Annotated in this window: 25 protein-coding genes; 14 read left to right on the forward strand and 11 right to left on the reverse strand. The window is 32.9% G+C overall.

The window, feature by feature from the left end; translation table 11 throughout:
* Positions 1-3: 3 nt before the first annotated feature.
* On the reverse strand, positions 4-1,791 hold the full coding sequence (locus O5639_RS07990; RefSeq protein ID WP_269624021.1) for a DUF4214 domain-containing protein: 1,788 nt from the start codon (positions 1,789-1,791) through the stop codon (positions 4-6).
* Between the two features lie 71 nt (positions 1,792-1,862).
* Between O5639_RS07990 and O5639_RS07995 the strand changes: the two genes are divergently transcribed.
* The gene (locus O5639_RS07995) at positions 1,863-2,222 is read left to right on the forward strand and encodes a DUF2237 family protein (RefSeq protein WP_269624022.1); all 360 of its coding nucleotides are present in this window, start codon (positions 1,863-1,865) and stop codon (positions 2,220-2,222) included.
* 246 nt (positions 2,223-2,468) lie between these two features.
* Entirely contained in the window at positions 2,469-2,771 is a 303-nt protein-coding gene (locus O5639_RS08000) for a hypothetical protein (RefSeq protein ID WP_269624023.1), read from the forward strand.
* Between the two features lie 60 nt (positions 2,772-2,831).
* On the opposite strand, the gene O5639_RS08005 is transcribed toward O5639_RS08000, so the two are convergent.
* The 3 genes from O5639_RS08005 to O5639_RS08015 form a co-directional block, all read right to left on the reverse strand.
* Positions 2,832-3,104, reverse strand: a complete 273-nt coding sequence (locus tag O5639_RS08005) for a hypothetical protein (RefSeq protein WP_269624024.1) — start codon at positions 3,102-3,104, stop codon at positions 2,832-2,834.
* Positions 3,105-3,294: 190 nt separating this feature from the next.
* Positions 3,295-3,483 carry a hypothetical protein gene (locus tag O5639_RS08010; RefSeq protein WP_269624025.1) on the reverse strand — a complete coding sequence of 63 codons (189 nt, stop codon included), beginning with the start codon at positions 3,481-3,483 and terminating at the stop codon, positions 3,295-3,297.
* Entirely contained in the window at positions 3,483-3,878 is a 396-nt protein-coding gene (locus O5639_RS08015) for a hypothetical protein (RefSeq protein WP_269624026.1), read from the reverse strand. Before O5639_RS08015 ends, O5639_RS08010 begins: the two co-directional genes overlap by 1 nt.
* A gap of 1,859 nt (positions 3,879-5,737) precedes the next feature.
* Between O5639_RS08015 and O5639_RS08020 the strand changes: the two genes are divergently transcribed.
* The 3 genes from O5639_RS08020 (at position 5,738) to O5639_RS08030 (ending at position 7,817) form a co-directional block, all read left to right on the forward strand.
* Complete coding sequence (locus O5639_RS08020; RefSeq protein WP_269624027.1) at positions 5,738-5,896, forward strand: hypothetical protein; 159 nt, start codon at positions 5,738-5,740, stop codon at positions 5,894-5,896.
* 113 nt (positions 5,897-6,009) lie between these two features.
* Complete coding sequence (locus O5639_RS08025; RefSeq protein WP_269624028.1) at positions 6,010-6,528, forward strand: DUF4912 domain-containing protein; 519 nt, start codon at positions 6,010-6,012, stop codon at positions 6,526-6,528.
* Positions 6,529-7,151: 623 nt separating this feature from the next.
* Positions 7,152-7,817 (forward strand): SDR family oxidoreductase, encoded by a 666-nt coding sequence (locus tag O5639_RS08030; protein ID WP_269624029.1) that lies wholly within the window; start codon positions 7,152-7,154, stop codon positions 7,815-7,817.
* 31 nt (positions 7,818-7,848) lie between these two features.
* Here O5639_RS08030 and O5639_RS08035 read toward each other — a convergent pair whose 3' ends face one another.
* Positions 7,849-8,109 (reverse strand): helix-hairpin-helix domain-containing protein, encoded by a 261-nt coding sequence (locus O5639_RS08035; protein ID WP_269624030.1) that lies wholly within the window; start codon positions 8,107-8,109, stop codon positions 7,849-7,851.
* Between the two features lie 248 nt (positions 8,110-8,357).
* On the opposite strand from O5639_RS08035, the gene O5639_RS08040 reads away from it, so the two are divergent.
* Positions 8,358-9,029 (forward strand): AAA family ATPase, encoded by a 672-nt coding sequence (locus O5639_RS08040; protein WP_269624031.1) that lies wholly within the window; start codon positions 8,358-8,360, stop codon positions 9,027-9,029.
* Positions 9,030-9,242: 213 nt separating this feature from the next.
* Here O5639_RS08040 and O5639_RS08045 read toward each other — a convergent pair whose 3' ends face one another.
* Together O5639_RS08045 and O5639_RS08050 are read right to left on the reverse strand one after the other, a co-directional pair.
* The gene (locus O5639_RS08045; protein ID WP_269624032.1) at positions 9,243-11,084 is read right to left on the reverse strand and encodes an ABC transporter ATP-binding protein; all 1,842 of its coding nucleotides are present in this window, start codon (positions 11,082-11,084) and stop codon (positions 9,243-9,245) included.
* A 190-nt stretch (positions 11,085-11,274) separates the two neighbouring features.
* The gene (locus tag O5639_RS08050; protein ID WP_269624033.1) at positions 11,275-11,787 is read right to left on the reverse strand and encodes a hypothetical protein; all 513 of its coding nucleotides are present in this window, start codon (positions 11,785-11,787) and stop codon (positions 11,275-11,277) included.
* A gap of 48 nt (positions 11,788-11,835) precedes the next feature.
* Between O5639_RS08050 and O5639_RS08055 the strand changes: the two genes are divergently transcribed.
* Both O5639_RS08055 and O5639_RS08060 read left to right on the forward strand, forming a co-directional pair.
* The gene (locus O5639_RS08055; protein ID WP_269624034.1) at positions 11,836-12,900 is read left to right on the forward strand and encodes a glycosyltransferase family 4 protein; all 1,065 of its coding nucleotides are present in this window, start codon (positions 11,836-11,838) and stop codon (positions 12,898-12,900) included.
* A gap of 533 nt (positions 12,901-13,433) precedes the next feature.
* Positions 13,434-13,751, forward strand: coding sequence for a DUF3303 domain-containing protein (locus O5639_RS08060; protein ID WP_269624035.1), 318 nt, complete (start codon positions 13,434-13,436; stop codon positions 13,749-13,751).
* 74 nt (positions 13,752-13,825) lie between these two features.
* On the opposite strand, the gene O5639_RS08065 is transcribed toward O5639_RS08060, so the two are convergent.
* Entirely contained in the window at positions 13,826-14,002 is a 177-nt protein-coding gene (locus O5639_RS08065; RefSeq protein WP_269624036.1) for a hypothetical protein, read from the reverse strand.
* 1,098 nt (positions 14,003-15,100) lie between these two features.
* On the opposite strand from O5639_RS08065, the gene O5639_RS08070 reads away from it, so the two are divergent.
* A complete protein-coding gene (locus O5639_RS08070; RefSeq protein WP_269624037.1) occupies positions 15,101-15,757 on the forward strand; it encodes a hypothetical protein in 657 nt (218 codons plus the stop codon).
* Between the two features lie 617 nt (positions 15,758-16,374).
* Complete coding sequence (locus O5639_RS08080; protein WP_269624038.1) at positions 16,375-17,499, forward strand: THUMP domain-containing class I SAM-dependent RNA methyltransferase; 1,125 nt, start codon at positions 16,375-16,377, stop codon at positions 17,497-17,499.
* Between the two features lies 1 nt (position 17,500).
* Here O5639_RS08080 and O5639_RS08085 read toward each other — a convergent pair whose 3' ends face one another.
* Both O5639_RS08085 and O5639_RS08090 read right to left on the reverse strand, forming a co-directional pair.
* A complete protein-coding gene (locus O5639_RS08085) occupies positions 17,501-17,887 on the reverse strand; it encodes a phage holin family protein (RefSeq protein WP_269624039.1) in 387 nt (128 codons plus the stop codon).
* Positions 17,887-18,342 carry a DUF883 family protein gene (locus O5639_RS08090; RefSeq protein ID WP_269624040.1) on the reverse strand — a complete coding sequence of 152 codons (456 nt, stop codon included), beginning with the start codon at positions 18,340-18,342 and terminating at the stop codon, positions 17,887-17,889. The genes O5639_RS08085 and O5639_RS08090 overlap by 1 nt, the downstream gene beginning before the upstream one ends.
* Before the next feature lie 225 nt (positions 18,343-18,567).
* Here O5639_RS08090 and O5639_RS08095 point away from each other — a divergent pair, with 225 nt between their 5' ends.
* The 4 genes from O5639_RS08095 to O5639_RS08110 all read left to right on the forward strand — a co-directional run bounded on the left by O5639_RS08095 (position 18,568) and on the right by O5639_RS08110 (position 23,971).
* Positions 18,568-18,705 carry a hypothetical protein gene (locus O5639_RS08095; RefSeq protein WP_011294050.1) on the forward strand — a complete coding sequence of 46 codons (138 nt, stop codon included), beginning with the start codon at positions 18,568-18,570 and terminating at the stop codon, positions 18,703-18,705.
* A 93-nt stretch (positions 18,706-18,798) separates the two neighbouring features.
* A complete protein-coding gene (locus tag O5639_RS08100; protein WP_269624041.1) occupies positions 18,799-19,200 on the forward strand; it encodes a hypothetical protein in 402 nt (133 codons plus the stop codon).
* 63 nt (positions 19,201-19,263) lie between these two features.
* Positions 19,264-22,869, forward strand: a complete 3,606-nt coding sequence (gene smc / locus O5639_RS08105; protein WP_269624042.1) for a chromosome segregation protein SMC — start codon at positions 19,264-19,266, stop codon at positions 22,867-22,869.
* Between the two features lie 58 nt (positions 22,870-22,927).
* Positions 22,928-23,971 carry a PRC-barrel domain-containing protein gene (locus O5639_RS08110; protein WP_269624043.1) on the forward strand — a complete coding sequence of 348 codons (1,044 nt, stop codon included), beginning with the start codon at positions 22,928-22,930 and terminating at the stop codon, positions 23,969-23,971.
* Here O5639_RS08110 and O5639_RS08115 read toward each other — a convergent pair whose 3' ends face one another.
* Positions 23,972-25,249 (reverse strand): glycosyl transferase, encoded by a 1,278-nt coding sequence (locus O5639_RS08115; RefSeq protein ID WP_269624044.1) that lies wholly within the window; start codon positions 25,247-25,249, stop codon positions 23,972-23,974.
* Between the last annotated feature and the right edge of the window lie 9 nt (positions 25,250-25,258).

Here is a 25,258-nt window from a genome sequence, read left to right on the forward strand (position 1 = left end):
TATTTATACTAAACCAGTCATTTCGGAGAATAGTCCTTTGTTTTCTGCTGATTCTGAGAAGCCCAATAGTAATTCATATCTGGTTTCAATACCATTATTCAAATTACCTAACCAATAATTATAACCAGCCTGATCATAATCTCTACCTAGCACGTTGACATAGAGCGTATTTACATAGCTTGCATTTGAGACATTTTCTCCATAACGCTCTTTGAATTCTGCGGAGGCTAAAAACGAGGATGCCACGGCTCTTTCATCATCTTTCCCAGAGCTAAAATTCTCAATCCAATAACGTAGGCCATCTGGATCAGGTAGACGTTTAAAAGAAGCGTTATAGAGCCTAAACATTTTTCCAGAATCTGTATCTAAACCTGTGACCTGATCAAATGTCGCTTTGATATCAGTTTTTAGATTCATATTCTTATCATCAAATCTGAGTATTGATTCACCGGTTAACTCGTCAATTCCATTAGCAGTACCGACGCCATAGTTATCATTACCTAAATCATAAAATTTATAATTATCACTTTTACCTGAATACACTTTTTCTGATTGAAATCCTAAGGAATGAATTGCTTTAATTTCTTTACTGGTAACCAAAGCATTTTGATTAGAAAAAACGAGTTTCTCAATATTGGATAACGTATCTATTCCATCATTTGTCGATGAACGATTATCGGTAACAGTGACTATTTTGTTAGCTATTGCGAATGTATAGTCCGAAAAATTACCTGAGTAAGTGGCTATGTCATAGTCAGCCCCACCATCAATCGTATCGTTTCCACTATTGCCTTGAAAAACATCATTTCCCAATCCTCCTTTGAGATTATCTTGTCCATCTATGCCATTAAGGACTTCTCCTTTGATATCATTCACATTAACGATTACATATTGATTGGATTTATTTCCATTTAAATCATTAGCGGTAACGATTACATTAAATACATTTTCAATTTCACTAGGTCGTTGAGTAATTGTAGAAATTGTTCGAATAGCAAAATAATTCGCATTGTTTATAATATTTCCCTCAAGATTATTTAAAGGTAACTCTGGTATCGTGAGCCCAGCATCGGAATAATGAACATTATATATTGTTTGATTATTTAATAAAAGAGGATTTTTTATACTATCTCCTAATAGATGACCAAAAACACTAAATCCTTCATTTTGAGAATTAAGGTGTGTATTATCAGACAAATTTAAAAACCACTCAGAAGTCGCACTATTTGGCTGTCCAGAAACTTTTGCCATTGCTATAGTACCCATCAAATTTGAATTGATAGGTTCATTAATGATTTCACCTTTAGATTTGACTCCTATTGGATACCCACCACTTTCATTAGATGAAAAAGATGGCCAAGTATATCCACCCCCCTGAATAACAAAATTAGAAACTAACCTATGAATTAGAGTTTGATTATATGAACCGTCACTTACATATTCAATAAAGTTATTGGCAGTAATAGGTGTCGTTTTATTCGTTTGGTTTTGATCATTGTAAATTTCTACAAAAAATTTGGAACCTACAATTGTTGTTGAATAGTTAGTATGAAATTCTAAAGTAGTTCCATTTAATTGTTTGATTGTTTCATAATCAGGCGCATCTTTAAAACTTAATTTGCCAGTATTTTCATCGATCGTAAAAAGATTTTGCTCTCCCCCACTTATAGACCAAGAAACTGGCTCGTTCGCAGTAAAAGTATATATTTCCTTATTATTTTCATTGGTAGAAGCATAAGTTAAGTTTTCTCCCTCTATCCCAGAGGCACCTTGTATTAATGGCGCGGTCATCTTTTTAACCTTTAATGTTTGAGAAATAATGAGATCAAGTCATACTATAGCCATAAGGAAAAAAGCAAGTCATGTCGCAAAAAAACGTTTTAGGTACTGAACTTAAATCTTGTAGTTGCAGTCCTATGACTGGATGGTATCGAGATGGTTCATGTAGAACAGATATATCTGATCAAGGGATGCACACTGTTTGTGCTGTTGTAACTGATCAGTTTCTTTCTTACAGTAAAGCTCAAGGGAATGATCTATCTACGCCTCAAATAGGATTTCCTGGCTTAAAAAAAGGCGACCACTGGTGTCTTTGTGCCCCTAGATGGAAAGAAGCATTTGAAGATGGAATGGCTCCGTTAATTGATCTTGAGGCAACAGAAGAGAGTACTTTGAAAATTATTGATCTAGAGATTTTAAAAAATTTTTCACATATTAAATAATCAATCGATAAGAGATAACTTAATCAAATTTTTTTCTGAGAATTGTGATAACCCTAAAACAGTTGCTTAATATATCTCGAACATAAAATGCATAGATATAGTAAGAAGTAGAGGCTAACTAAAGCTGAATAGGATTCATACTTTTGAAAAGTATTACTAGAAAATTAAAATTCATCCTAAAGATGAATCATCAGAACTTGCACGTCATTAATTCCCAGCTAGAAAGAAAAGAATAGATAATTCATCATGCTAACTACATCAACTCGTCTCAGAATACAAGAAATATTAATTAGACTGTCATTAGGAAAAGAAGTAACCCTTGAAGAAAGAATTTATATCAATAAATATGCGATGAAGAATCAAAACGTATCTAGTTGGCTGAGAAAAGCCTCACTTATCCAACGCAAGCGACCTGTTTCGAATCAACTAGATGAATTACTTGATGGACTGGATTTATGTTCAGAAGAGCCTCATTCAACATACAATCAAGATCGAGATGATATAGGAGAATGGTTCTCTGGTGCACCTTCATGGGTTAGAAGAAGCTAGAAATTAAAAAAAATAAAAGTCAATCTCACCAGTAGAAATCTAAATATTTAGGTCGAAAAATCAAGCCGCTTCCTCTTCCTCTTTCTTTTCTAGCTTTAAGAGGTCAATAACGTTCGAACTGATTGGCTGAAAGTCCTCCTTCTTAGCAGAAGCAATAGAATCTTTCATCAATAATTTCACAAGAGCACTAATTGAAGAAGCTAGTAACTTTAAACTCTCAAAAATATTTCCTAGCTCCTTAGTAATCTCATCTTGATGCTTTCCTTTACTCATTAATGTTGAGAAAGTCCAACCAGCAAGACCTACAGCAAGCAGAAAAATAACCGTAATCATAGTAAAAATAAATACAAATCATGTATATCTACTACTCATAAATAAAGCAAGGCAAAAAACATATATTCTTTGAAATTTTGATAAATCTAAAATATTTTATTGATCGTTCTATAATGTTTTGTCAATTAGAGTATCATTGTCAAAAAATTTTATAAATCTAGTTCCTGTTTAAAAATTTGACGAATCTGATTTAACTATTCATGGCTGACTCTACGGCTCCACAACTATTAGTATCAAAACAATCTCCACAAAAACCAATCTTGCTCATTGAAGACCATTTTGATTCTTTGGGTAATAAGTGACGAAGAGGTTGAGAAGTTCTCCAAAACATTTGATCAATAAGTCTTGCCTGTAAAATAAATCCAAGAATATAATTCATTAATCTGGCAAATATAAATCACGATTACTTGCAATTTTAGCTTCTTCTTGAAAGAAATCTCTTAAATTAGTTTCATCATTGATAGAAAAATAACTACCACAATCTTTTCGAATTTTGACAATTGTAAATTCCCAAAGATCTTCTATAAATCTTTCATCGTCTGGAAAGGCGACAAATTTAAGATAAGTATTATTTAATGCAAACTCACTTGAAGATTCTGAGGAAACCCCCTTTTCCTTTGCTTCGCAAAACTTGCTTGCAAATCTTTTACCTACTGCACTTTGAGCTGCCGTTAAATCTAGCTCTATCGCATTTGAAATGGGTACTAATAAAAAAGTAAAAATAGATAGAACTACAATAATTATTATAAGAGGTTCTTTTTTAATTATATTCATTGGAAAAATTAAATTTGTTTTTTAGAATCAAAGCATAGCCTTTAAAAAATTATTTATTAATAATTAGTCGCTACTTAATAACGATTCTTTTTCATATATTATAGATAAAAAATCAAACAAGTGTTTGTTAATGATTGAAACAATTAAATCATGAGTGTGTCATCACAAGCATATAAATAATTCTACTTGAATTCCGTTGAGCTTTGCTGATAGTAATGCGTTTCTAACTCTGAATTTTTTACCCTCCTAGATTATTCAATACGCTACAAATCGATTTCTTATATAGCTTCTCAAAAAGTAGATCTTAGACCAGCATTTGATGAGATCGCACAGTCTCAGATATTATTCGAGAAGAGCTTAAAAGCTTGAAGAGAAAGTCGGACCATATGACTTTCTTTATAGTCATAATATGCGCATGAGAAGGATCAATGGATTATGCAGTAGATGTTATCCCAAATGAAATTCTTCTACTGGAGATATTATTTTTCTACACCGTTTTCAAGTTGATAATTTTCTAGAAGTTCAATAGAGATATGAGTGCTACTTTATGAGCGATGAAGTATTTAGATGATTTTATTTTGCTCAACTGTGATTTGTTGAACTCACAGATAAATCCACAATTTAATTTTCAAAACATTTTCTGATTGCCTATTTAAACCCCAACAAGACTTGCGCATCGGCATGCATATAGTACACTAGTATTATCCAATGATTGTTTCAAGTGGAAATCCTTTCTGTTCTTTTCGTTCTACAAAGTATTCTTTTGCTTACTTCAAGTGTTTCTTCTTCGCGGGTTTCCAATTCAGTTCTTGATTAATCTTTTAGCTTTTGACGCACAGCTTGTTCTGTATCCCGAGCTCGCTAAGCCTATTAGATTAATTAATGTAGATCAATCATCATATAAATTCTTGAGCTGAACATTTAACGACCTTATGGCGAGTTAGACATCGGTGCGGGCATCGGAGCATATGCTCTTACGGCAAATATCTCTTGGTATTGTTCAACTTCATCATTATATCTACAAATGATTAGTTAATAGATTTGCTATATCTGATACCTATTAACTAATAGCGTTATTTTTAATGAGACAGCGATATCGGAGTAAAAACTAGCAATCTCGAGTTTTTTCTTTTAACTATTCAAAACAGACTCATCCTCCGTCATGATCATGGCCCAACCATGAGCACTATTATTGGTAAATCTTAGAATGACAGCAATTCGTAGAATAGGCATTTTGCTTCAGGGTTTGATAGTAAATCGCTATAAATTAGGTGACTCATATGAGTAATACTTTGCTTATCCTTTTGCGTAAAAATCCTGTAAACCCTATAAAAGATGCTAATTTCTACTTGATTGCTTCTTCAGTTCAGTTCAGTTCAGTTTCACTCAATTGTTCAAATTTCCTTGAAGTGCCTCACGTATCGGATAAGTTATTGTGAGTTTCTTTTTTGAAAAAAGAATCCCTTTTTCTCTTAGACTTTTTCTAATCTTTATTTTTTTCTTTATTTGTAACCAAATTTACCGACATTGATTATTTATTAGCTATTATTTGTATATGTTTATTTAAGGGGGTGATCCATTGTCGTATCAACCAATCGGTCAAGAGTCAATGGGAATGAAAAATCTTTTTTGTTCTTTTACTCCTGCCTTGAAGGGTTTTATTATTAATAGATTTATATAGTTTCTTTTATCTATTAATTATGAAGCCAGCTACTTTGTAGCTGGCTTTTTTTTGCTCAATCCTTTTCCCAAATTCTATTTTTTATGCTAATTAAGCAGTAAGGATGTTTTTTAATTATCACTTGATATCTTTTTTATAAAGGTTAGGCTGAAATCATAGACGTTTCTTTCTTATGTCGATGTCTAATGAAGAAAAAATTGAAGTTGCTGAACAAAGGATTATTGAGTTGAAAACTTTAATTAATCACTGGAAGACAAGTAATATTTCATCAAGAAGATCTACTTCAGATTTTGTCGAAGCAATTCTGGCCGACAGGCAAGGGACTCAAGCAGCTTGAGTGCTAAAAATCTATGATCTATCATTTTAAACAATTTACGGTCAAAAATTAAAAATAAATTATACTGTTAAATATTTTTGATTGATATCAAAATGAAGATTGCTCGTCATTTAATGTTGAAAGAATATTTTTGGAATACTTTAAATAAATTAACTAATAGATTTAGCAATTTAACAGTTAATAATCTTGGAAATGGAGAAATAAAATGTTTTTGGGAAATTAGTCCAATTGACAATATGAGAATTGATTTTAGTAAAAGCTGTTTTTTTGCTATTCGATTATTTGATATAAGTAATAATAGACATAAAAATAATTCAACTTGTATTATGAAAGAGATTCAGGTAAATAAATTACAATCTTCTATTATATTTCCTATCCCTATAAATAAAGGTGTTTATTATTTAGAGCTTGGTTATCGTAAGAAAAATGGTGAGTGGAGAAAACTTGCATATCAAAATTTAAACTTGGGCTATAGGATAATGAAAGTATTACAAGGTTTTGATAATGATAATTGGTTTAATCCTAAAATAAAAAATAATGATCTTAGTCATCATGAAACAGCCTATCAGCTTTCACTAAATACTCAGATTGGAGGCTCTGAGAATATTTCTTATGCAAAAGAAAATGTTTAAATGCTTATTTTCGTAGATGAGCTTTAAATTTTTTAATTAAATTTTAGAATAATTTACTTTTACATATTTTTATATTTATAAGATATAGAGGTCTTCAATGGGAAGTAAGAAGAAGGAATTATCAGTTTTCAATCTTTAAAAAATGAAGCTTTCAGTAAAATTTATAAGATTTTTAATTATTTTTAAACTTTAGATAATGATCTAAATATAACTCTATATATCGGTTTAATTATTTCAAAAAATCAAAGGTTAGCAAGATATTTTTTTGTGCGAAAAATTGATAATTGAAATTAACTTTTCCGTTGAGAATTTCCATATGAACGGGATTCTTTATCAATGTATTTATGTATGGAGTGAGTGTTGATTTTGACTTGTTATTCAAAAAGGCTTTTTTTGTATTAGTTAATCTGGAGAGAGAAATAATAATGTAAGATTTATTTTTTGATTGTTCCAAATATTCTTTTATGACCTTCTGCCGATTTATTTTATTCTATTTATTAAGATGTAAATTATTGCCGATACTTTTTCTACCTAATAGTAATTTTCAGTTTACACTCATATTGTGTATCAATTTGACTAATTTTAAACTTTTCTTTTAGGCTAAATTTAGCTTAGCTTTGATTTTGTCTACTTATTTAATTACAGGTGCCAATAGAGGCATTGGTTTAGAACTTGTCCGTCAATTGAAAGCTAGAGGAGAGGATGTCATTGCTACTTGTAGATCTTCTTCTTCAGAATTGAATTCCTTGGCGGTAAGAGTTGAGACAAACATTGATATCACTTCAGGTGACTCAGTAGTCAAGCTTAGAGAGAATTTAAATGATACGAGAATCGATGTTTTGATTCAAAATGCTGGAATCGCAGAATTTAACTCTCTTTCTAATTTAGATCCGCAAAGTATTGTTCATCAATTTGAGGTCAATGCTTTAAGTCCTCTATGTTGTGTGCAAACTCTGCTGAGCCGGCTCAGTAAATCTGCGAAAATAGTTTTAATTACCAGTCGTATGGGTTCCATAGAGGATAATAGCTCTGGCGGTTCTTATGGATACAGGATGTCAAAAGTTGCTTTATCTATGGCTGGTAAATCTTTATCGGTCGATTTAAAGCCTAGAGGTATTGCGGTAGCAATTTTACATCCAGGTTTAGTAAGTACTCGAATGACAGGATTTACTTCAAATGGAATACAACCTAAAGAATCAGTCAAAGGTATGCTGCAAAGAATTGATGAACTTACACTTGAGAATACTGGAACTTTTTGGCATTCAAATGGCGAGATCTTACCCTGGTAATACATTTTTGATATTCATTTTTTGTGAGAAATCATAATCTGCCTAATGTTTTTCTTAACTTCTTAACAAAGCTAATACCCACTCCGGGTATAGTTAAAAGTTCTTCATCAGTAGCAGAAATAATTGATTCTGGTGTCATATATCCAGCTTCATAGAAATTATTGCAGTTTTTTGTTCCAATACCTGGAATAGATGTAAGGTTTTCGCATCTATATGAGTGTTCTCTTGTTTCTTTACTGAAAATATTTAAAAGATTTCTTTTTGTATTTAATAAAATTTTTTTAAAGAACATTTCTGTTTCAAAAGCATATTAATAATATGCATTAGAAAAAACTTGTTGCAAGTATAAATATTTCCTTTTGATGAATAAGTTACCAATTATGGTATGAAAATGTATTGAAGATTACATAAGAAAAACATACATATATGTTTTTCTTATGTAATTAATTGTTTTTATTAGTATTTGATGATTGATCTTCTAACTTCTACTTGACTTTCCAATAAGATCCTGCAGATTGTTTATAGATATAATTCCTTTCCTTGTTCATAACTGTATGTGGTCAGAAAGGAGGAGTTGCTAAAACTTGTACCTCAATTCATCTAGCAAGTGTTTGGTCTTCTCAGGGAAAAAATGTTTGTTTAGTTGACGCTGATAGAAATAGATCTGCTCTAGCTTATGGATCAAGAGGTAATCTTAAATTTAATATTGTCCCTGTAGAGGCAGCCGCTAAAGCAACTAGATTCTCAGAAATTGTGATTACTGATGGTCAAGCAAGTACTGATGAAGAAGAGTTGAAACATTTAGCTGCTGGCTCTGACCTTGTGCTTTTGCCCACAGCTCCAAAAGCTAGATCAGTTGAATTATCCGTCGAATTAGCATCTTTACTCAAACATTTAAATATTCCTCACGCAGTTTTATTAGTTAAGGTTGACTTCCGCCAAAAGCGAATTGCAAATGAGGCAAGAGAAGCTTTAGGAAAATTTGATTTAACGGTTTTAGAAGGCGATATTCCTTTGTTATCAGCTTTTGATAAAGCAGAAAACCTTGGAGTAGCAGTAATTGATGCTGTAGATGATAAAGGTCGGTCCGATCCTAGACGAATGTCAGGTTGGTCGGCCTATTGTTCCATTGCTAATCAAATTCAATGCCAGATTTCGAAGCACTTGTTAGACATCAACAAACCAGTAGAAGACCTGCTAGTGAGCGCTTAAAAATAGTTGATAAACTGCCAATTTCAACTCAAGTACCTACCAATGATGGGAGAAATTTGAGTACATTATTTTTTGGTTTTATAGGAGGATTATCTGGATCGATTGTTGGAACAGGTCTGTTATTTTATCTTGCAGTTAAAGAAATTATAGATTTTAAAATTCTTTTCTAAAGTGTAATTTTGAATTAATACTATTTTATATTTTGCTATATACTTAGATTTGTATATTTGATCTGTCTGTTCTTTTTGCTATTTCTACCATATCAAAAAAAGTTTTTGATTCTTTCAGTAGTTTTTGATAATTACCAAAAGCAATTATATTCCCATCTTTAAATTCATATATGCAATCTGATCTTTCAATAGTAGATAATCTGTGAGCAATAGTTACAATTGTGCAACGTCTACCTATGAGTTCTATTGCATCCATTACGTCTGCTTCCGTTCTATTATCTAAAGCACTAGTTGCCTCATCTAAAATTAATAATTTTGATTGCCTATAAAAAGCTCTTGCTATGGCTAATCTCTGTCGTTGTCCACCAGACAATCTGATGCCATTATCACCAACAGGCGTATAGAGACCTCTTGGCATTTCTGATACCAATTCTGCTAATTGAGCTGCCTTAAGTGAATCCCATACTCTTTGATTATCTATTAATTCTTCCTCTAATCCATATGCAATATTTTCAATAATATTGCTGTTTAATAAAGTAATCGCTTGAGGAACGTAAGAGCAACAATCCTGCCATGCAGGTACTTCTGTATCAGTGACTTCAACTCCATCCAATAATAGTTTTCCTTTCGTTGGCCTAAGAAGACATAATAATTGATTAGCAGTGGTAGTTTTTCCACTTCCCGTCTCTCCAACAAAAGCTACCCTCGAACCAATAGGGATAGTTAGATTTATACTGTTTAATGTGTATTCGTCACTGTTGGGAAACTTATAACTTAGTTTTTCAAGTTTGATATTGTTTCTGGGCTCAATTCCTTTTTTAGTTGGAACGCCTATAGATCTTTTAGTGAGTCTACTAGAAGGCAATTCTATTAACTTAAGTGTTTCTTCTAAATCAGGTATTGATGCTCGCATGGAAGTTAATGCTCTAAATGAATCTTGTAATGGAGGAGTAAGTTTTAATGCAGCCACTGCAATTGTTGCTAAGAATGGAACTATTTCAATAAGTATGGAATCATCTTGCCCAGTTACATATGGGAAAAGCCCAATCGCAAAAATCAATGTAATACCAAAAGGCTCTATTAATGATCTAGGGAATTCGGGCAAGACTTCAGCTTTCCAAATAAAAGGGAAAGAGCTTTTAGCAGCTAACTTATATCTTTTTTCAAAATAAGATTCCGAACTAGTAAGGTGTACATCTATAATTGTCCTCATTGACTCAGTTAATATATTATTTGTTTCTTTTTCTAATTTTATTCTTTGACGAGAGGAATACCTAATAAAAGGTGTTACAAATAATGATATAAATATATAAAAAATTAATAGACTGATAATTAAATAAAGAGCTATCGATTTTGCTATAAAAAGAACAGCAATACATATAAAGGTAATCACACATAACCCACTAGAAATTTGAAGTATTGGTCTTACTAGAAATTCTGAAACTCTTGAAATATTGATCAAAACTTTTGATGACAAATCAGATTTCTTCTTGTTCAAGAAAAATTCATATGGTTGAGACAGTAATTTTTGTTGTGCTAGCTCTGATAAATCTCGCCAAATTGCTACTCGAAGTCTTTCTTGAGCTGCTTTAAGAAATAATTTAGAAAATGATGCTAACCAATTCATTGCTATGTATATTATTACCAGGCTGATAACTTTTGTTTTTGGGTCTTCAGGTATAAAATTTTGTATTGGTAAGCTAGGTTGATTAGGTTGGCCAATAAAAACAGTAAATAATCTAGAAACAATTCCAACTACAATTACGTCTACCAAACCAGTCAAAGCTGCTACTGGAATTAATTTTAATAGAGATCTTCTTCTTCTTAATGGCAGAGCCTTAAGTAGGCGCTTTAGTAGATAATATGTTTTGCTGGTGCCTATCATTCCATAAAATTACATACATTTGAGAAATAATTTCTGCTCATTCGGACAGTTCGTTGGGTGTTCGTATATCAGATCATTATGCTAATACTATTACAGGTATAAAGAAAGTTATAAAAAAGTATTGTTTATAGATGATTCAAATTATTTGGATTGTAATATTATTTAAGCTTGATTTCTATCCGGAATCGTATTAATATTTTTTAGTAAATATTAAATATCCTAAGAATATTAATATAATGAATGGCGTTAAATAAATAATAAACATGAAACCAGACACTACGATAAATAAACTTACAAAGATAAGAAATCCTATGAATATTATTCTAAGAAATCTTTTGATTTGATTTAGCCAAAATGTTCCTTTGATTTTCTCTAGATTAATTTCTAATTCTCTTCGCCTCAGATATAGTTCTTTTAGTTGTGTTTGATGCCAATTAATTGACTCATCGATTTTTTTTTTGTAAATATTCTTTCCAAGTTTGTCTATGAAATTATTCGATTGTGAAAAATTTGATCTTAATTTTACAACTTGTGCTTCAACTAAAGATGTACTATTGTCTGATATTTTTTGGTTTATTTCTGTGATTTGAATATTTATTTGGTCTTGTAATGAGAATTTTTCATTTGAATGGTATTGTATTATTTCATGACTATTATTTTTTTTGTTTTGAAAAAATTTTAAAAAAAAGTTTTTTCTCAACATTTGCTTGAGTATTATCTAAGATAGATTCATTATGAGAGTATTATAACCATGACTTCTATAATTTTTAACGGGAGCTATATAACAAAAAAAAATACTGGCATTGGAGTCGTTTCTAAGGGTTTACTAAATTCTTTATCAGCTAATAAAATAACTACACTCATTCCAAAGGATATAGGCATACGAGGTGATATTTATATACCTAACAACTTGTCTCCAGGTTCAGGCTTGAGAAGCCATTTGAGACGATTGTATTGGCTTCAAAAAGATGTTCCAAAATTAATGAATAATTTAAATGCGGAATATTTTTTATCACCATTACTAGAAGCGCCATTATTTACTAATATAAAATCTATTGTTTTAGCTCATGACTTAATACCAATAAGGTATCCTTCGATCTCATTTTTAACTCTATATCATTTAACTTATATCCCTTTAATTTTAAAACAATCAAAGCTAATTCTATGTAACTCTATCTCTACGGCTAATGATTTGAATAGCTTTTATAAAGTGCCTAGGCATAAATTATTTCCAATTCAATTAGGGTTTAATAATAAAAAGTATTATCCAATCAAAAAAATTAGAAAAAAATTTTTTCTAATTATCGGTAGACATAACCCGCATAAAAATTTGGAAAGGGTTATCAAAGCATTCGCATACGCCAAGATTAACGATTATAAGCTTGTCTTTGTAGGATCTTTTGATAAACGGTATACACCAAGTCTTATAAAAGTAATTGATGAATTGAACCTTGGACATTTGTGTGTGTGGAAAGGTTGGATTGAGGACGAAGAGAAATTATTATTATTAAACGAATGTCGAGCACTTATTATTGCAAGTCTTTGGGAAGGATTTGGTCTCCCAGCTCTTGAGGCAATGGCTTGTGGGACTCCAGTTATCGCTTCTGAACGAGGGGCACTTCCCGAAATTATTGGTAATTATGGTTATCTGGTTAATCCATTCAATATTCAATCAATAGCTTTTGCAATGAATGCAGTTATCAATGATAAAGAATGCTTTAATAAAACTCTTAATGAAGGCCCATCAAGAGCTCAGTCTTTTAATTGGTTTGATACTGCTAGATCAATAGAAAAAATCATTGAGAAAATTGAGTAACTTTTCTTTTTCAATTAACAATTTAAGAACAAAATTGATGCCAAATAAAATATTCTGATCTTGAAATATATTCTTTTATGATCATTAAGATTCAGAAAATTGATTGCTTAATAAATTAGATTTATTTTTTCTAATATGTCTTAATTCTTACTTTATAAATGCTATTATAGGTTTTCAAGTCTACTTCTGGTATGCCTAGACAAAAATCAAAAAAAAAATTAACTTCTAAAATTGTTGATACAAGCGAAGAGAAGAAAATAACTCCTAGAAATGCAAAATTAGTTCTTTTTGTCTTCGGTATAGGTCCTTTAATTCTTATGTGTTTATTTTTATTCTCCAATGGATTTTTCAACGCACCATGATAATTTGAAAAATCTTTAGATGACGAAGCATCATTATTTACTGATCTAAAAATTAGTTCCCTAAAGTTCTTTTCCTTTTGTCTTCTTTTAATAACATCATTTGTTTATTGATCGATATATCAACAATTTATTGTTCGTTTCTAGCTAAAATTAGTTTTTAACGTACTACTAATGCAACTCTATTTGGTTGATTGCCAGTTTACTGATACTGATAATCAAATTGCTGCTTATAAGCAGTTTGTAGAATTTTGGGAAAATGGAGAAATGTCTAAGCAAGACAAATTTGATGGATTTGAAATGCTTTTTCGTGTTCATGCTCCTGGAGAAGGCCGTGTTGTAATTCTCTGCAATGCAAATGGTGATAAGGAGCTCTTTCAACATTTTGCACCATGGAGAGTACAATTTGGTATAGATATGGAAATAACTCCGGTTATAAGCTGTCAAAATGTTGTCGACTATCACAAGGATTTATTTAATAAAATGTCTTAAATTTATTAAATAAATCTATTAGATATTTATACTAGTTGTTTCTTTTAAATTGAAGTAAAGTTTAAAATCATTATTTATCTCTTTGAGAGAGCGTTTCCACTTGTCCATATATTTTTAAAGCCGACTTTATCCTTTAGTAGTTGAATAGGAAGGCTAGCTAGAATTCCTAATGAGATTAAAGCAAAAGAATCTGTAGTAAATCTAGCAACTCCCCATTCTGGTGAAGCTAAAGCAAAAATAGATAAATGCATGAAATTACTAATTTATAAATAAATATTATCAGATTATACATTTTTAATTTAATTACTTATTAAAAATTATTGTATTTCAGAAATACATCATAAACTTGTCAATATGAATTTAGTTAATAGCTTTTAAAAGCTAAGCTTCTCAACTTTTTATAGCCTTTAAAAATTCATTGAAATTTCTTTATTTGTTAATAGATAATTCTTCTTATTATTGGTCTAATGAATTGTTTTTTGTTGAAATCCTGGAGCAACGAAGTTTTGGAAAATTGATTTTCTGGTTTTTGCAGAAGCAATTAAAAAGGAGGCCTTACAGCCTCCACGGATCAATTGGGTAATACGTCTGAGATTGAGAAGGAAATCTCTTTTATCAATATGCGATGAAATAGATATAAAAATCTTATAGACTAATTATATATTAGCCTATAAGATTTTCTTTTTAAAGTAATAATAAATTGAATTTTTAAAAAACTATTGTCTATATTTCACTCCCCTCCAAATCATTGGCATCATTGATGAATCAAAGGTTTTGAATTTTGAAGTTACAATCTTTGTTGAGGTGTATTCATTTCCTCTATAGGTCAAAGTTCGCATTAATGGAAGTCGAAGTCGAATGTAAATTAGCTTTTTATGTGATGAGATACTTTCTTGAATTTACATACATATTTTTTGGTGATGTAACACTATGTACATTTTTTTTCTTGCAATTTAATTTACGCAGTTAATAAGTTCCACTCGATACATAAAACATCTAATTCTTTAATTTTATCTTTATAAACCTGATTGATAATTTTGTAATAAAAAATCTTTTTCTTGATGGGTTTTTTTATTTTTCAGAAGCTTGAGAATTTCTTTGTAGAAGAATTATTGGATTTTGCCCTTAACTTTGCCCTTAAATTTTGGTTGCATTTTGATTTCAGGGTTTTGCCCTTAATTTTGCCCTTAAGTCTTTTTTGACTATTCTTTGAGATTATAAGACTTGTTCTGCTGGAAAGAGAGTGAGGCCCTCGCAGGCCTCGTGGATCAATTGGGTAATAAGTGACCTCTATCTTTTATGTCTAATTTCACTAGATCAGCTAGAAAGGGTTTAGCAAAAATAAATTAATGCGTCGTTTAGTAATCCTTGCAACGATTGCTCTTGCTACTTCAAGTTGCGCTAGAAATCCAGCGCAGGGTTCTGTTGACTCAAAGACTCACAAGATGTGTCTTCAAGCAAAGGATTATTTAGGTTGCGTGCAAGCTCAAAATGCTATTAATACAAAATCCAATAAAGAGAAGATTAATGAAAGTAAATACACCTCTGAAAAGATTCATATAGCCAGATGCGGGTTTGATCTGGAAGATTGTGAAATTGTTTTTAAAGACGGGGAAATGATTATCAATGAAGTTTTTAGAATTTCCAGAAGACAATTTGAAGGTGTTGTTAAATCTACTGAATGCAGACAAAGATCAATTGCTCTTCCAATTTTAAAAAGTTGTTTTCATAGTCAATATGATCGAGATTTCACGATTGCATACAAAGATCTAAATGGACTATCAAATTCAACAAGAGTTTCATTTAGGCCTGGTTACTCAGCTGATCAAAGTGGGTGGAGAAACTTTCAATTCGACTTGCAAAGTTGGGCTGGAATGGCAGTAACTCCATTAAGTATCGACAGACAAAGCAAAAAGATCCCAATGGCTTGTAAAAATGGTGTTTGGGATGCAAATCATCCGAAGTGCAGAGATCAAGGCATTACTTCTCCAATGGATGTGGATTAAATAAATCGTTTCTTACCACTAGGCCTGATTAAATAAAGCAGGTTGACAGCCGATTGCTATCGGAACCAGAAGGGCTGACTTAGGTAAGTCCTTTTTTGTGTTTTTGAGACCATTGAGAATTGCTTTTTAGGAGAATTATTGGATTTTGCCCCCAGTTTTGCCCCCGAAATTCTCTACAGATCTTTAGTGAATGTTTTGCCCCCGATTTTGCCCCCAAAGCTTATTTTGACTTTTTTTGAGATTATGAGACTTCTTCTACTGGAAAGAGAGTGAGGCCCTTGCAGGCCTCGTGGATCAATTGGGTAATAAGGCTGACCTAACCCCATCTCCTAAAAGATCAAGCAGCAACAGGGGCTGTTTGACGGGAGAAACTAACGATGTTGTTAGCAGTTATGGTTTTGCTCTGACCGAGCAGGCTTCAGTCACTCGCCTGATACCCCGTCGAAGCCATTGCAGCCCCATTTATGGAGCTGAGCGGAATCGAACCGCTGTCCGAGATACTGGTGTGAATCACCTAGTCCATTAGAAAATAGACATTTACATTCTGACAGATCTTTTGGAATTAATGGATTAGTGTTTAAAGAACTTTTTTATCCTTTTTTAATAACTGAAAAATAATGAAACTTGTTGCATCTATTTCACAAGGTCTTGAAAAAGAGGGTGCAAAAGAGTTGATAGAACTTGGAGCTAAATCAGTTAAAGCTTCAAGGAGACATATATTATTTGAAGCTGATATGGCTTGTTTATATAGAATACATTTACGGGCTCGTTTGTCTTTTAGATTTTTAAGAGAGCTTTTCAGATTTCCTTGCCATGGTCCTCATGAACTTTATAGCGGTATTCAAACCTCAATTGATTGGGAAAATTGGCTTCAGCCTCAACAAAGTTTTCGTGTAGATGTCACTGGATTTGGAGAAGGATTATCACATACTCATTTCACTGCTTTGCAGGTGAAAAATGCAATTATTGATTTACAAAGAGAACGTTGGGGTTTGCGTTCAAGCATTGATTTGAACAATCCTGATATTTGTTTTCATTTGCACTTGTCCAATTTTCAAGCTGTTTTGAGCGTTGATGGTAGTAACTCGAGTCTTCACAAAAGAGGATACAGGCCAGCTGTTGGAATAGCTCCAATTAAGGAAACATTAGCGGCAGGTTTAATGCGAATGACTGAGTGGGATGGAACAAAACATTTGGTAGATCCATTATGCGGTTCTGGAACTTTTTTGATTGAAGCCGTAAGTATTTTGCTTGGAATTAAACCTGGTATTGATAGAAAATTTCTGTTTATGAATTGGCCGGATTTCAATACTGCTCTTTGGGAAAAAGAATTAAAAATTGCACAGAAGATAAAACCTTTAAATAAAAAGCTACCTAAAATAATTGGATGTGAAGTTGATGAAACTATTTCTCAATTCGCTAATGATAATGTTAGAAAAGCGGGATTAGAAAATTATATAGAAATAATTAACTGCCCTTTTCAAGAATTTCCATTACCGCCTGGATTAGGACTTTTAGTTTGTAATCCTCCTTATGGGAAAAGAATAGGAGATGAAAATGAACTTCCTATTCTCTATAAACAATTAGGGGAATATTGCAAAACAAAAGCCTCTGGTTGGGATCTTTGGTTGCTTAATGGGAATCCAAATTTAAGTAAATATTTAGGTATGAAAGCGAGTCGTCGTTTTCAAGTAAATAATGGTTCAATCGATTGTCGATGGTTGAATTATAAGATTAAATAATTTAATTTTTTCCTAAAACAGCTCTTGTAGTTTTGGTAATTCCCTCCAAGGTTTCTGGAAGGTAAGGACCTTTTGCCAGATAGCCTCCAATCCTTAGACTCATCCCCGCCAATGCAAGATTTATAAATACTAAAATTAAAATTGTTGATTTGTTATCTATTTCAAGCAAGTCTCTCAGCCAATATCCAAGAATTAATTCAGAACCAAGTAAGGCAAATAACATCAATACCCCACCAGTAGCTAAGAAAATTGCACCACTTATAAGGCGGCGCTTTTCTCTGTCCATTTCTTGCAGCGCAATGCGGACATGAAGATCCATTACCGAACTTGCTAATGCAGTAACTCTTGCAGCAGCTCCTATGCCTTTTTTGCGTTCTGAGTTGGTCATTAATTCCTTCTGCCTCCACCAAGCAGTATGCCAAATAAAACCCCAATTCCTGCAGCAATGCCAATAGCCAAGAGGGGCCTTTTTCGTACTGGCTTCTCAATTCGAGGTCTTAGAGTGCTGTTTAATTCATCTAGAAGGTCTTCAAGCTGTTTCTCGAGAGGTTCTAAAGACTCTGCTAGACCTCTAGTTGTGTCAGTTGCAGAATGAAAAATTTCTTCTAGTTGTTCTTGCACTCCAAAACTGTTTTTTCCTGAATGCACTGATATGACATTAATTAAATCTTCGAGACTTCCTTTAGTAGCTTCTAATGTTTGTTTAGCTAAATCTGGCCAACGCTCTTGAATTTTTGGTAATAAATTATCAAACTGCTCATTGAACCACTGCTCAGGAGTATTTTCAGCAATAGCTTTTTCAGCTTCGACTGAATTTGATGATGAAGAGGGTGAGGAATTCACTGATTCCATAAACCTAAAGGTTTCTTAAAGAATAGAGAGATATTGCTCTAATCGAAACCCCTTAATCGAATTCAATTTTGAAAGTTACCTCAGAAGAATTCTTTTTTGGCGTTTTAAATGTTTGAAGTCCAAAATTTCATGAGTATATTTCGTCGTCTTTGCTTACAAATATTGCTATTCGAATACTTATAGTGCTAAACGTCATTGGTATCTCCTTATAAACCCATGGGCGTCGGAATTTCATCAATGGTTTTTGCTTCTAATACAATCCCTACAGATTTTGGCCTAGTGTTAGCTGCAATAGCAGGTGCTGGAAGCCTTCTATTAATTGCTTTAAGGTTTGTACCTGAGGCTAAAAGCTAAAAAACTTATCGTTAAGCAATTCATATTTAGGAGATTTATCTCCTAAACAATTTTCTATGGAAATTTACTGTTTAGTTTTTTAATATTCTTCAATTGAGTAATCTTGGTGAAAAAAAAGTTTATAGGTGGGTTTTGTTAGAACACATTGGATCACCAGATGACATAAAGGGTATCCATTTTGATTTGCTGTTAGAAGATAGAGAATTTTGCAGAACTTGGCGCTTGAGTGATATTCCCTTATTGGATGGACCTTATGTGGATAGCTTTTATAGCTCACCACATGATCTTTACTGGCTTGACATAGAAGAAAAGGTTGTTTCAGGTAATAGAGGAGTGGCAACACGAATCAAACAAGGTATTTTTTTACAATCTTCTACACCAGAACAAGGTAGTTCTATAAATTTATCGCTGATATGGGACAAGCTTGAAGTGGATTTGGTAATAGATCAAAATGGTTGCAGAATTTTAAGCAAAAAAAGTAATTATTTCGTCTGAGCTAGAAGGACTTGAGTTTCTCTGATATTTCGCTAACGTCATTCATATTGTGGATGCATTCTGTTGGTCCATATCAATCACGTAGATTTGTCTCATTTCAAGTCCTTCGGTGGATCGATGTCGATTCCATTGGAAGAAGGATTTACAGTTGTTACAGGTCCAAATGGTTCAGGTAAAAGCAATATTCTTGATGGGGTTTTGTTTTGTTTAGGTCTTGCAAATAGTCGAGGTATGAGAGCAGATAGATTACCTGACTTAGTAAATAGTGGTGTATTAAAAGCTGGTAAGTCTTCGGAAACGAAAGTAACGGTAAAATTTGATCTTACTGATTGGGTACCTGATGAAGCTGAAGAAGGAATAGAACCTACTGAGGAGGGACCTTGGATTAAGCCTGGTCAAAAAGAATGGACAGTCTCTAGAAGATTAAAAGTGATGCCAGGGGGGTCATATTCTTCCAGTTACTGCGCAGATGGAGAGACTTGTAATTTGCAGCAATTACAAACACAATTAAGGCGTCTCAGGATTGATCCTGAAGGCAGCAATGTTGTTATGCAGGGGGATGTTACTCGAATTGTCTCTATGAGTAATAAAGATCGTAGAGGGTTAATTGATGAACTGGCCGGTGTTGCTTTATTTGATACTCGTATTGATCAAACTCGTTCAAAATTGGATGATGTTTACGAAAGGCAAGAACGTTGTCGGATTGTTGAACAAGAATTGACTCTTGGGAAACAGCGTTTGCAAAAAGATTGTGAGAAAGCAAGTTTATATAAAGATCTGAAAAATCAATTATTGATTGGTAGACAGCAAGAATTAGTTTTATCTTATGAAGATGCAAAAAGAAGTCTAGCAAAATTAGATATAGATTATGAAGAATTAATGAAAAAAGAAGAAATAGATTCAGAAAATTTAATTAAGAATGAAAATGATTTGAAAAAATCTTTAGAAAAATTAGATATTTTACAGAAAAATGTAAAGGACCTTGGTGAAGATCAATTGCTTGCAATTCAAGCTAAACTAGCAGGAATTGAGTCTCAGAATAGAGAGTTAGAAAGACAGGGAATTAATCATAAAAACGAAGGTGAAAAATTACAGGAATATAGGAATAATCTGCTACAGAAAAAGAAAGATTATCAAGCTGAATTACAAGATAGATTGAATGATATTGATCCTAAGGATTTAGAAGAAGCTGACTTAAGGTGTCAAGAAGCTGAGGCTTGGGTTGAATCTTCGAGAAGGAAGCTGTCTGATGTGGCTGGTCGTTCAGGGGCATGGATGGAGAAACATCAAAAAGCAAGAAGTGATATAAACACAATTCGATTGAAATTAGATCCTGAAAAACTTCAAAAGCAAAATATCGAAGAAGACTTATTACAATTGAATGTTATTTTAAAAGAATTAAAGGGTGATCAAGAAGCGGATCAATCGGCGAATAAAAAAGTCCATGTAGAAATTAATAATTTGAATAAAGAATGGGATAATATTTTAGATACAATATCAATTAAAAAAGAAGAATTTCAAGAATTAGTTTCTGAGAAAGGTATACAAGAGCGTACTAAATATAGATTAGAGAAAGAACAGGCAACGCTTCAAAATGATATAGCGCGATTAGAAAGTAGGAAAGAAATGATTTATGAAAGTCGAGGTACTAATGCTTTAACTCTTTTATTAGAATCTGGATTAGACGGAATTCACGGCACTGTTTCAAATTTAGGCGAGGTTGAAGATCGTTATAGAATTGCTCTTGAAGTTGCAGCTGGTGCGAGGCTGGGTCAAGTTGTTGTTGATAATGATAGAATTGCTGCACAGTCAATTGATCTTTTAAAACGTAAAAGAGCTGGAAGATTGACTTTTTTACCTCTTAATAAGATTTTAAAAAATGTTCAAAATAAATCTGATGTGTTGCAGAGACCCGTTTCTACTATTCTCAATACAAATAGTGGATTAATAGGAAAGGCTATTGACTTAATTAAATTTGATTCATTATATAAATATGTTTTCTTGCATGTATTTGGGGAGACAGTTGTTTTTAATAACTTGTCATCAGCTCGTGATCAACTTGGCATTAAAAGAGCTGTTACTTTAGACGGTGAATTGTTAGAGAAAAGTGGAGCTATGACTGGTGGAAGTTTAAGTAATAGATCTCTTGGATTGAGCTTTGGAAGAGTAAAAGATAATGATGATTGTGATCAATTAAAGAATAGATTATTAGAGGTTGGCGAGACTTTATTCAATTGTAAAAAGAAAGAAAAAGAACTAATAATTCATTTAGACAAAATTAGAACTCAGTTAAGTTCATTAGAACAAAAAAAAGCAGCCCTTGATGCCGAAAGATTAACCTCTAAAAGATCAAATTCACCTTTATTAGAACGCCAAAGTCTTCGCGCCAAAAGAATTGAAGATCTTCAAAAGTCTAAAAAGGAAAAAGTTGTTCAATTAGAATCTATTAATCTGAATATTAAACCGTTGGAAGTTCGGTTATTGGAAATTGAGAAAGAAGAAAAAACATTAGATAACTCAAGTGACTCATCTGTTTGGATGACATTACAAAATGAACTAGAAAATGCTGATCAAAATCTTCTTGCCCTTAGGAAAAAGAGAGATGATATTTCTAACAAGCAATCGCAAAATAAACTTGCGATTGATCGATTAAATGATCAAGAAAATTCATTAATAAGCGAAGAAAAACGTTTAAAGGATTCCATAAAATCTCTTGCTTCTGCTCATATTGCTTGGCGTGAGCAAAGCCAGTTACTTAATACTAATCGACAAGATTTGATCAATGAACAAAAAGATCTTGAAACTCGCTTTGGGGAAAAACGACGAGAAAGAGATTTTGTTGAAGCTGATGTATCTAAAAAACGTTTACATCTTCAAGAACTTAAATGGAGTCTCCAACGATTAAGAGAAGATCAAAAAAGCATGAAGGAAGAAATGCGCATGGAAAGTATTCGTTTTACTGAATTAGAGAAGAAGCTTCCGAATCCTATGCCTTTGATCTCAGATGAAATAAGAGATAATGGTCTGGAGGCTTTACTTTCTAGCTTGGAAGGTTTGCAGGAGAGAATGGAAGAATTGGAACCTGTCAATATGCTTGCATTGGAGGAATTGGCTAAATTAGATGAGAGGCTAAATGAACTTGAAAATAGACTTCAAGTTCTTACTGATGAAAGATCGGAGCTATTGCTTCGAATTGAGACTGTTTCAACTTTACGTCAAGAGGCCTTTATGGAGGCTTTTCAGGCGGTTGATGTACATTTTCGCGAAATTTTTGCGAGTCTCTCTGAGGGAGATGGACATTTGCAACTAGAAAACTCTGACCAACCTTTGGAAGGTGGGTTAACTTTGGTTGCTCATCCAAAAGGAAAGCCTGTAAGACGGCTTGCAGCTATGTCAGGTGGAGAAAAATCTTTAACTGCTTTAAGTTTTCTTTTTGCTTTACAACGTTTTAGACCTTCCCCATTTTACGCCCTTGATGAAGTTGATAGTTTCTTGGATGGAGTAAATGTTGAAAGGTTAGCTGCGTTAATTGCTCAACAAGCTCAGCATGCCCAATTTCTTGTCGTAAGTCATAGAAGACCTATGATTGGAGCCTCAATGAGGACTATCGGAGTTACTCAAGCACGGGGAAATCATACTCAAGTTGTTGGGTTGCCAATCGCAGCTTGATTGAATTTACTAAGATGGTCCAATATGGTTCTACCAATCTCATTTCTGCATATTTGAGTTGACCAACACTCAAGCTCCACAAGAATCAACATCTGCTGTACCTAGTGACAGATTATGGCTTCGTTCTGAGTTGATGGGCACTCAGGTTATAACTCGTGATACTGGACGCAGGTTGGGTCTTGTAGGAGAAGTTGTTGTTGATATTGATCGCAGAGAAGTTGTTGCTTTAGGACTACGAGATAATCCTCTAACACGTTTTTTACCTGGATTGCCACGATGGCTTCCTCTTGATCAGATTCGACAAGTAGGTGATGTGATTTTGGTAGATACATTAGATTCATTGAGTGAAAACTTTGTTCCTGAGAGATTCAATAAAGTTATTAATTGCCAAGTGATTACTGAATCAGGTGATCAGTTGGGAAGAGTACTTGGATTTTCTTTTGACATTGAAACTGGAGAACTACTTACTTTAGTTATGGGAGCATTAGGCGTTCCATTATTAGGCGAAGGGGTTTTAAGTACTTGGGAGATGCCTGTTGATGAAATTGTTAGTAGTGGTCCTGATCGAATAATTGTTTATGAAGGTGCTGAAGAGAAATTAAAACAATTAAATAGTGGTTTTCTTGAAAAGCTTGGTGTAGGTAATTCGGGATGGGAAGATAGCGAAAGAGAAAGGTATAGAGTTAATCTCGTCCCAGTTGAAAATCAATTGACCTCTGGAGAAAGTGCAAATGATGATCAAAGACTTCTAGAACAATCTCAAGAGGAGATTTTTGAAGAAGAAGAGATGGAATATGTAGAATTACAAGATTCAGAACAAGAACAATATAATCAAGAATTAAGATACCTAGATGAATCTAATCAGTCTTCAATTTATTCAGAAACTGATGAAGATGACGTAAGTTATACTGAATCAAAATTCAATACTAGTTCTGATACTTTTCAAGCAAAAATATCCTCTCGTAATACTAAAAATAGGTCACTAATAAATAGAGATGAAGAGCCTATGGATGTTGAGCCTTTGGAAAAACCATCTATCAAAAAATCTCAGGTTCCTCTATCTAATGATAAAAAAAATTCAGATATTGAAGATCCATGGTGATTAACTTAAAAGTTTTTTCTCTTTTAGAAGATTAATAATTTCTTGACAAAATTTCTTTGTTGCTCCTTTAAGACCTCTAAGTGCTTGAAGATCTTCTTTTTGGCCAGAAAGCCTTTCAGGTGAATTTAACCAATCAACTGTTTCTTCAGCTATTTGGGTTGTGCTTATGTGTCCGATTCTTTCAGGTACAATCATTCTTTTTGCCGATATATTTGGCCAAGCCAGAAATCCTCTTTTTCTCAGTTTTACAAAGCTAATGAATAAACCTAGGCATCGTTTTAAAATTGGTAATCTAGCTATTAAACCTACAATCCCATCCCATGCTTCCATAACTAGAATGTGTTGTGTAGGTACGACAACTATCATCGGAATATTTAATGAGCCCAGCTCAGCAGTATTGGCCCCTACTGTTGTTAAAGCTATATCACACTGACTGAGATCACTATATGCTGGATGCTTTTCTTGCACTAAAATCACTGTCGAATTATTGGTGATTAATATTCCTCTTGCTTCTTTATTTTTGGCTTTAGAAATTGATTTTATTCCAGATTTATATTGTTTGGTAATTATATTTTTTTTGCTACCATAATATTTGATTTCATCGATATTTGTGGTGGGAGCAATAGGTATTAGAAACTTACAATCTGGCATAGATTTTGATATTTTATCAGCTACATCAAGAAAAAAAGGTATTCCAATTTTTAGTTTGGCGCTTTTTGAACCTGGCATAAGAGCAATCCACTTTCCAGGAGGCAGTGGATCATCAATTTTTGCAGTTTCTGTTAAGTCAGCTGTCAGGTCTCCTATTACTGAGCAACGATTTTGAATTCGTCTTGGCAGTTTCTCAACGATACTTTCCGACATTGTGACAATACGATTATTCCAAAACGGCCATCTTGCGATCCATTCTGCATATGTCATATTTAAATATCCCAATCTTGCTGAAAGCAGAACGCTCCAAAATTGATCTCCTCCTAAAAAAATTACTAATCCTTTGGATGGCCATGAACCAAATTTTTTAGGCTTTATAAGAAGTTTCCAGAAATTTTTTGCTTTTATTATATTTTCAAATTGCAACCATTTTTTGGCAACGAGATTTTCATTGCCAGTTGCGTTCGGGCATGGAACCAAAACAAGATTTAAGGATATTGAAGATGCCTTTGCTTTAGGTCTTAGCGCAATTTGTTTATGCAGCTCTTGAGCCAGTGGCTTAACCCAAGTAGCTAGTTCACCTGGTCCATTTGAGACAAAGATAATTGCTACAGGATCATTACTCATTTATTGATG

The organism is Prochlorococcus marinus str. MIT 1214 (assembly GCF_027359355.1).
Lineage (GTDB): Bacteria > Cyanobacteriota > Cyanobacteriia > PCC-6307 > Cyanobiaceae > Prochlorococcus_B > Prochlorococcus_B marinus_F.

Bases quoted from the DNA above. Each gene is read 5' to 3' on its own strand.
- O5639_RS07990 (WP_269624021.1), bottom strand. From the start codon at position 1,791: ATGACCGCGCCATTAATACAAGGTGCCTCTGGGATAGAGGGAGAAAAC.
- O5639_RS07995 (WP_269624022.1), top strand. From the start codon at position 1,863: ATGTCGCAAAAAAACGTTTTAGGTACTGAACTTAAATCTTGTAGTTGC.
- O5639_RS08000 (WP_269624023.1), top strand. From the start codon at position 2,469: ATGCTAACTACATCAACTCGTCTCAGAATACAAGAAATATTAATTAGA.
- O5639_RS08005 (WP_269624024.1), bottom strand. From the start codon at position 3,104: ATGATTACGGTTATTTTTCTGCTTGCTGTAGGTCTTGCTGGTTGGACT.
- O5639_RS08010 (WP_269624025.1), bottom strand. From the start codon at position 3,483: ATGAATTATATTCTTGGATTTATTTTACAGGCAAGACTTATTGATCAA.
- O5639_RS08015 (WP_269624026.1), bottom strand. From the start codon at position 3,878: ATGAATATAATTAAAAAAGAACCTCTTATAATAATTATTGTAGTTCTA.
- O5639_RS08020 (WP_269624027.1), top strand. From the start codon at position 5,738: ATGTCTAATGAAGAAAAAATTGAAGTTGCTGAACAAAGGATTATTGAG.
- O5639_RS08025 (WP_269624028.1), top strand. From the start codon at position 6,010: ATGTTGAAAGAATATTTTTGGAATACTTTAAATAAATTAACTAATAGA.
- O5639_RS08035 (WP_269624030.1), bottom strand. From the start codon at position 8,109: ATGTTCTTTAAAAAAATTTTATTAAATACAAAAAGAAATCTTTTAAAT.
- O5639_RS08045 (WP_269624032.1), bottom strand. From the start codon at position 11,084: ATGATAGGCACCAGCAAAACATATTATCTACTAAAGCGCCTACTTAAG.
- O5639_RS08050 (WP_269624033.1), bottom strand. From the start codon at position 11,787: ATGTTGAGAAAAAACTTTTTTTTAAAATTTTTTCAAAACAAAAAAAAT.
- O5639_RS08055 (WP_269624034.1), top strand. From the start codon at position 11,836: ATGACTTCTATAATTTTTAACGGGAGCTATATAACAAAAAAAAATACT.
- O5639_RS08060 (WP_269624035.1), top strand. From the start codon at position 13,434: ATGCAACTCTATTTGGTTGATTGCCAGTTTACTGATACTGATAATCAA.
- O5639_RS08065 (WP_269624036.1), bottom strand. From the start codon at position 14,002: ATGCATTTATCTATTTTTGCTTTAGCTTCACCAGAATGGGGAGTTGCT.
- O5639_RS08070 (WP_269624037.1), top strand. From the start codon at position 15,101: ATGCGTCGTTTAGTAATCCTTGCAACGATTGCTCTTGCTACTTCAAGT.
- O5639_RS08080 (WP_269624038.1), top strand. From the start codon at position 16,375: ATGAAACTTGTTGCATCTATTTCACAAGGTCTTGAAAAAGAGGGTGCA.
- O5639_RS08085 (WP_269624039.1), bottom strand. From the start codon at position 17,887: ATGACCAACTCAGAACGCAAAAAAGGCATAGGAGCTGCTGCAAGAGTT.
- O5639_RS08095 (WP_011294050.1), top strand. From the start codon at position 18,568: ATGGGCGTCGGAATTTCATCAATGGTTTTTGCTTCTAATACAATCCCT.
- O5639_RS08115 (WP_269624044.1), bottom strand. From the start codon at position 25,249: ATGAGTAATGATCCTGTAGCAATTATCTTTGTCTCAAATGGACCAGGT.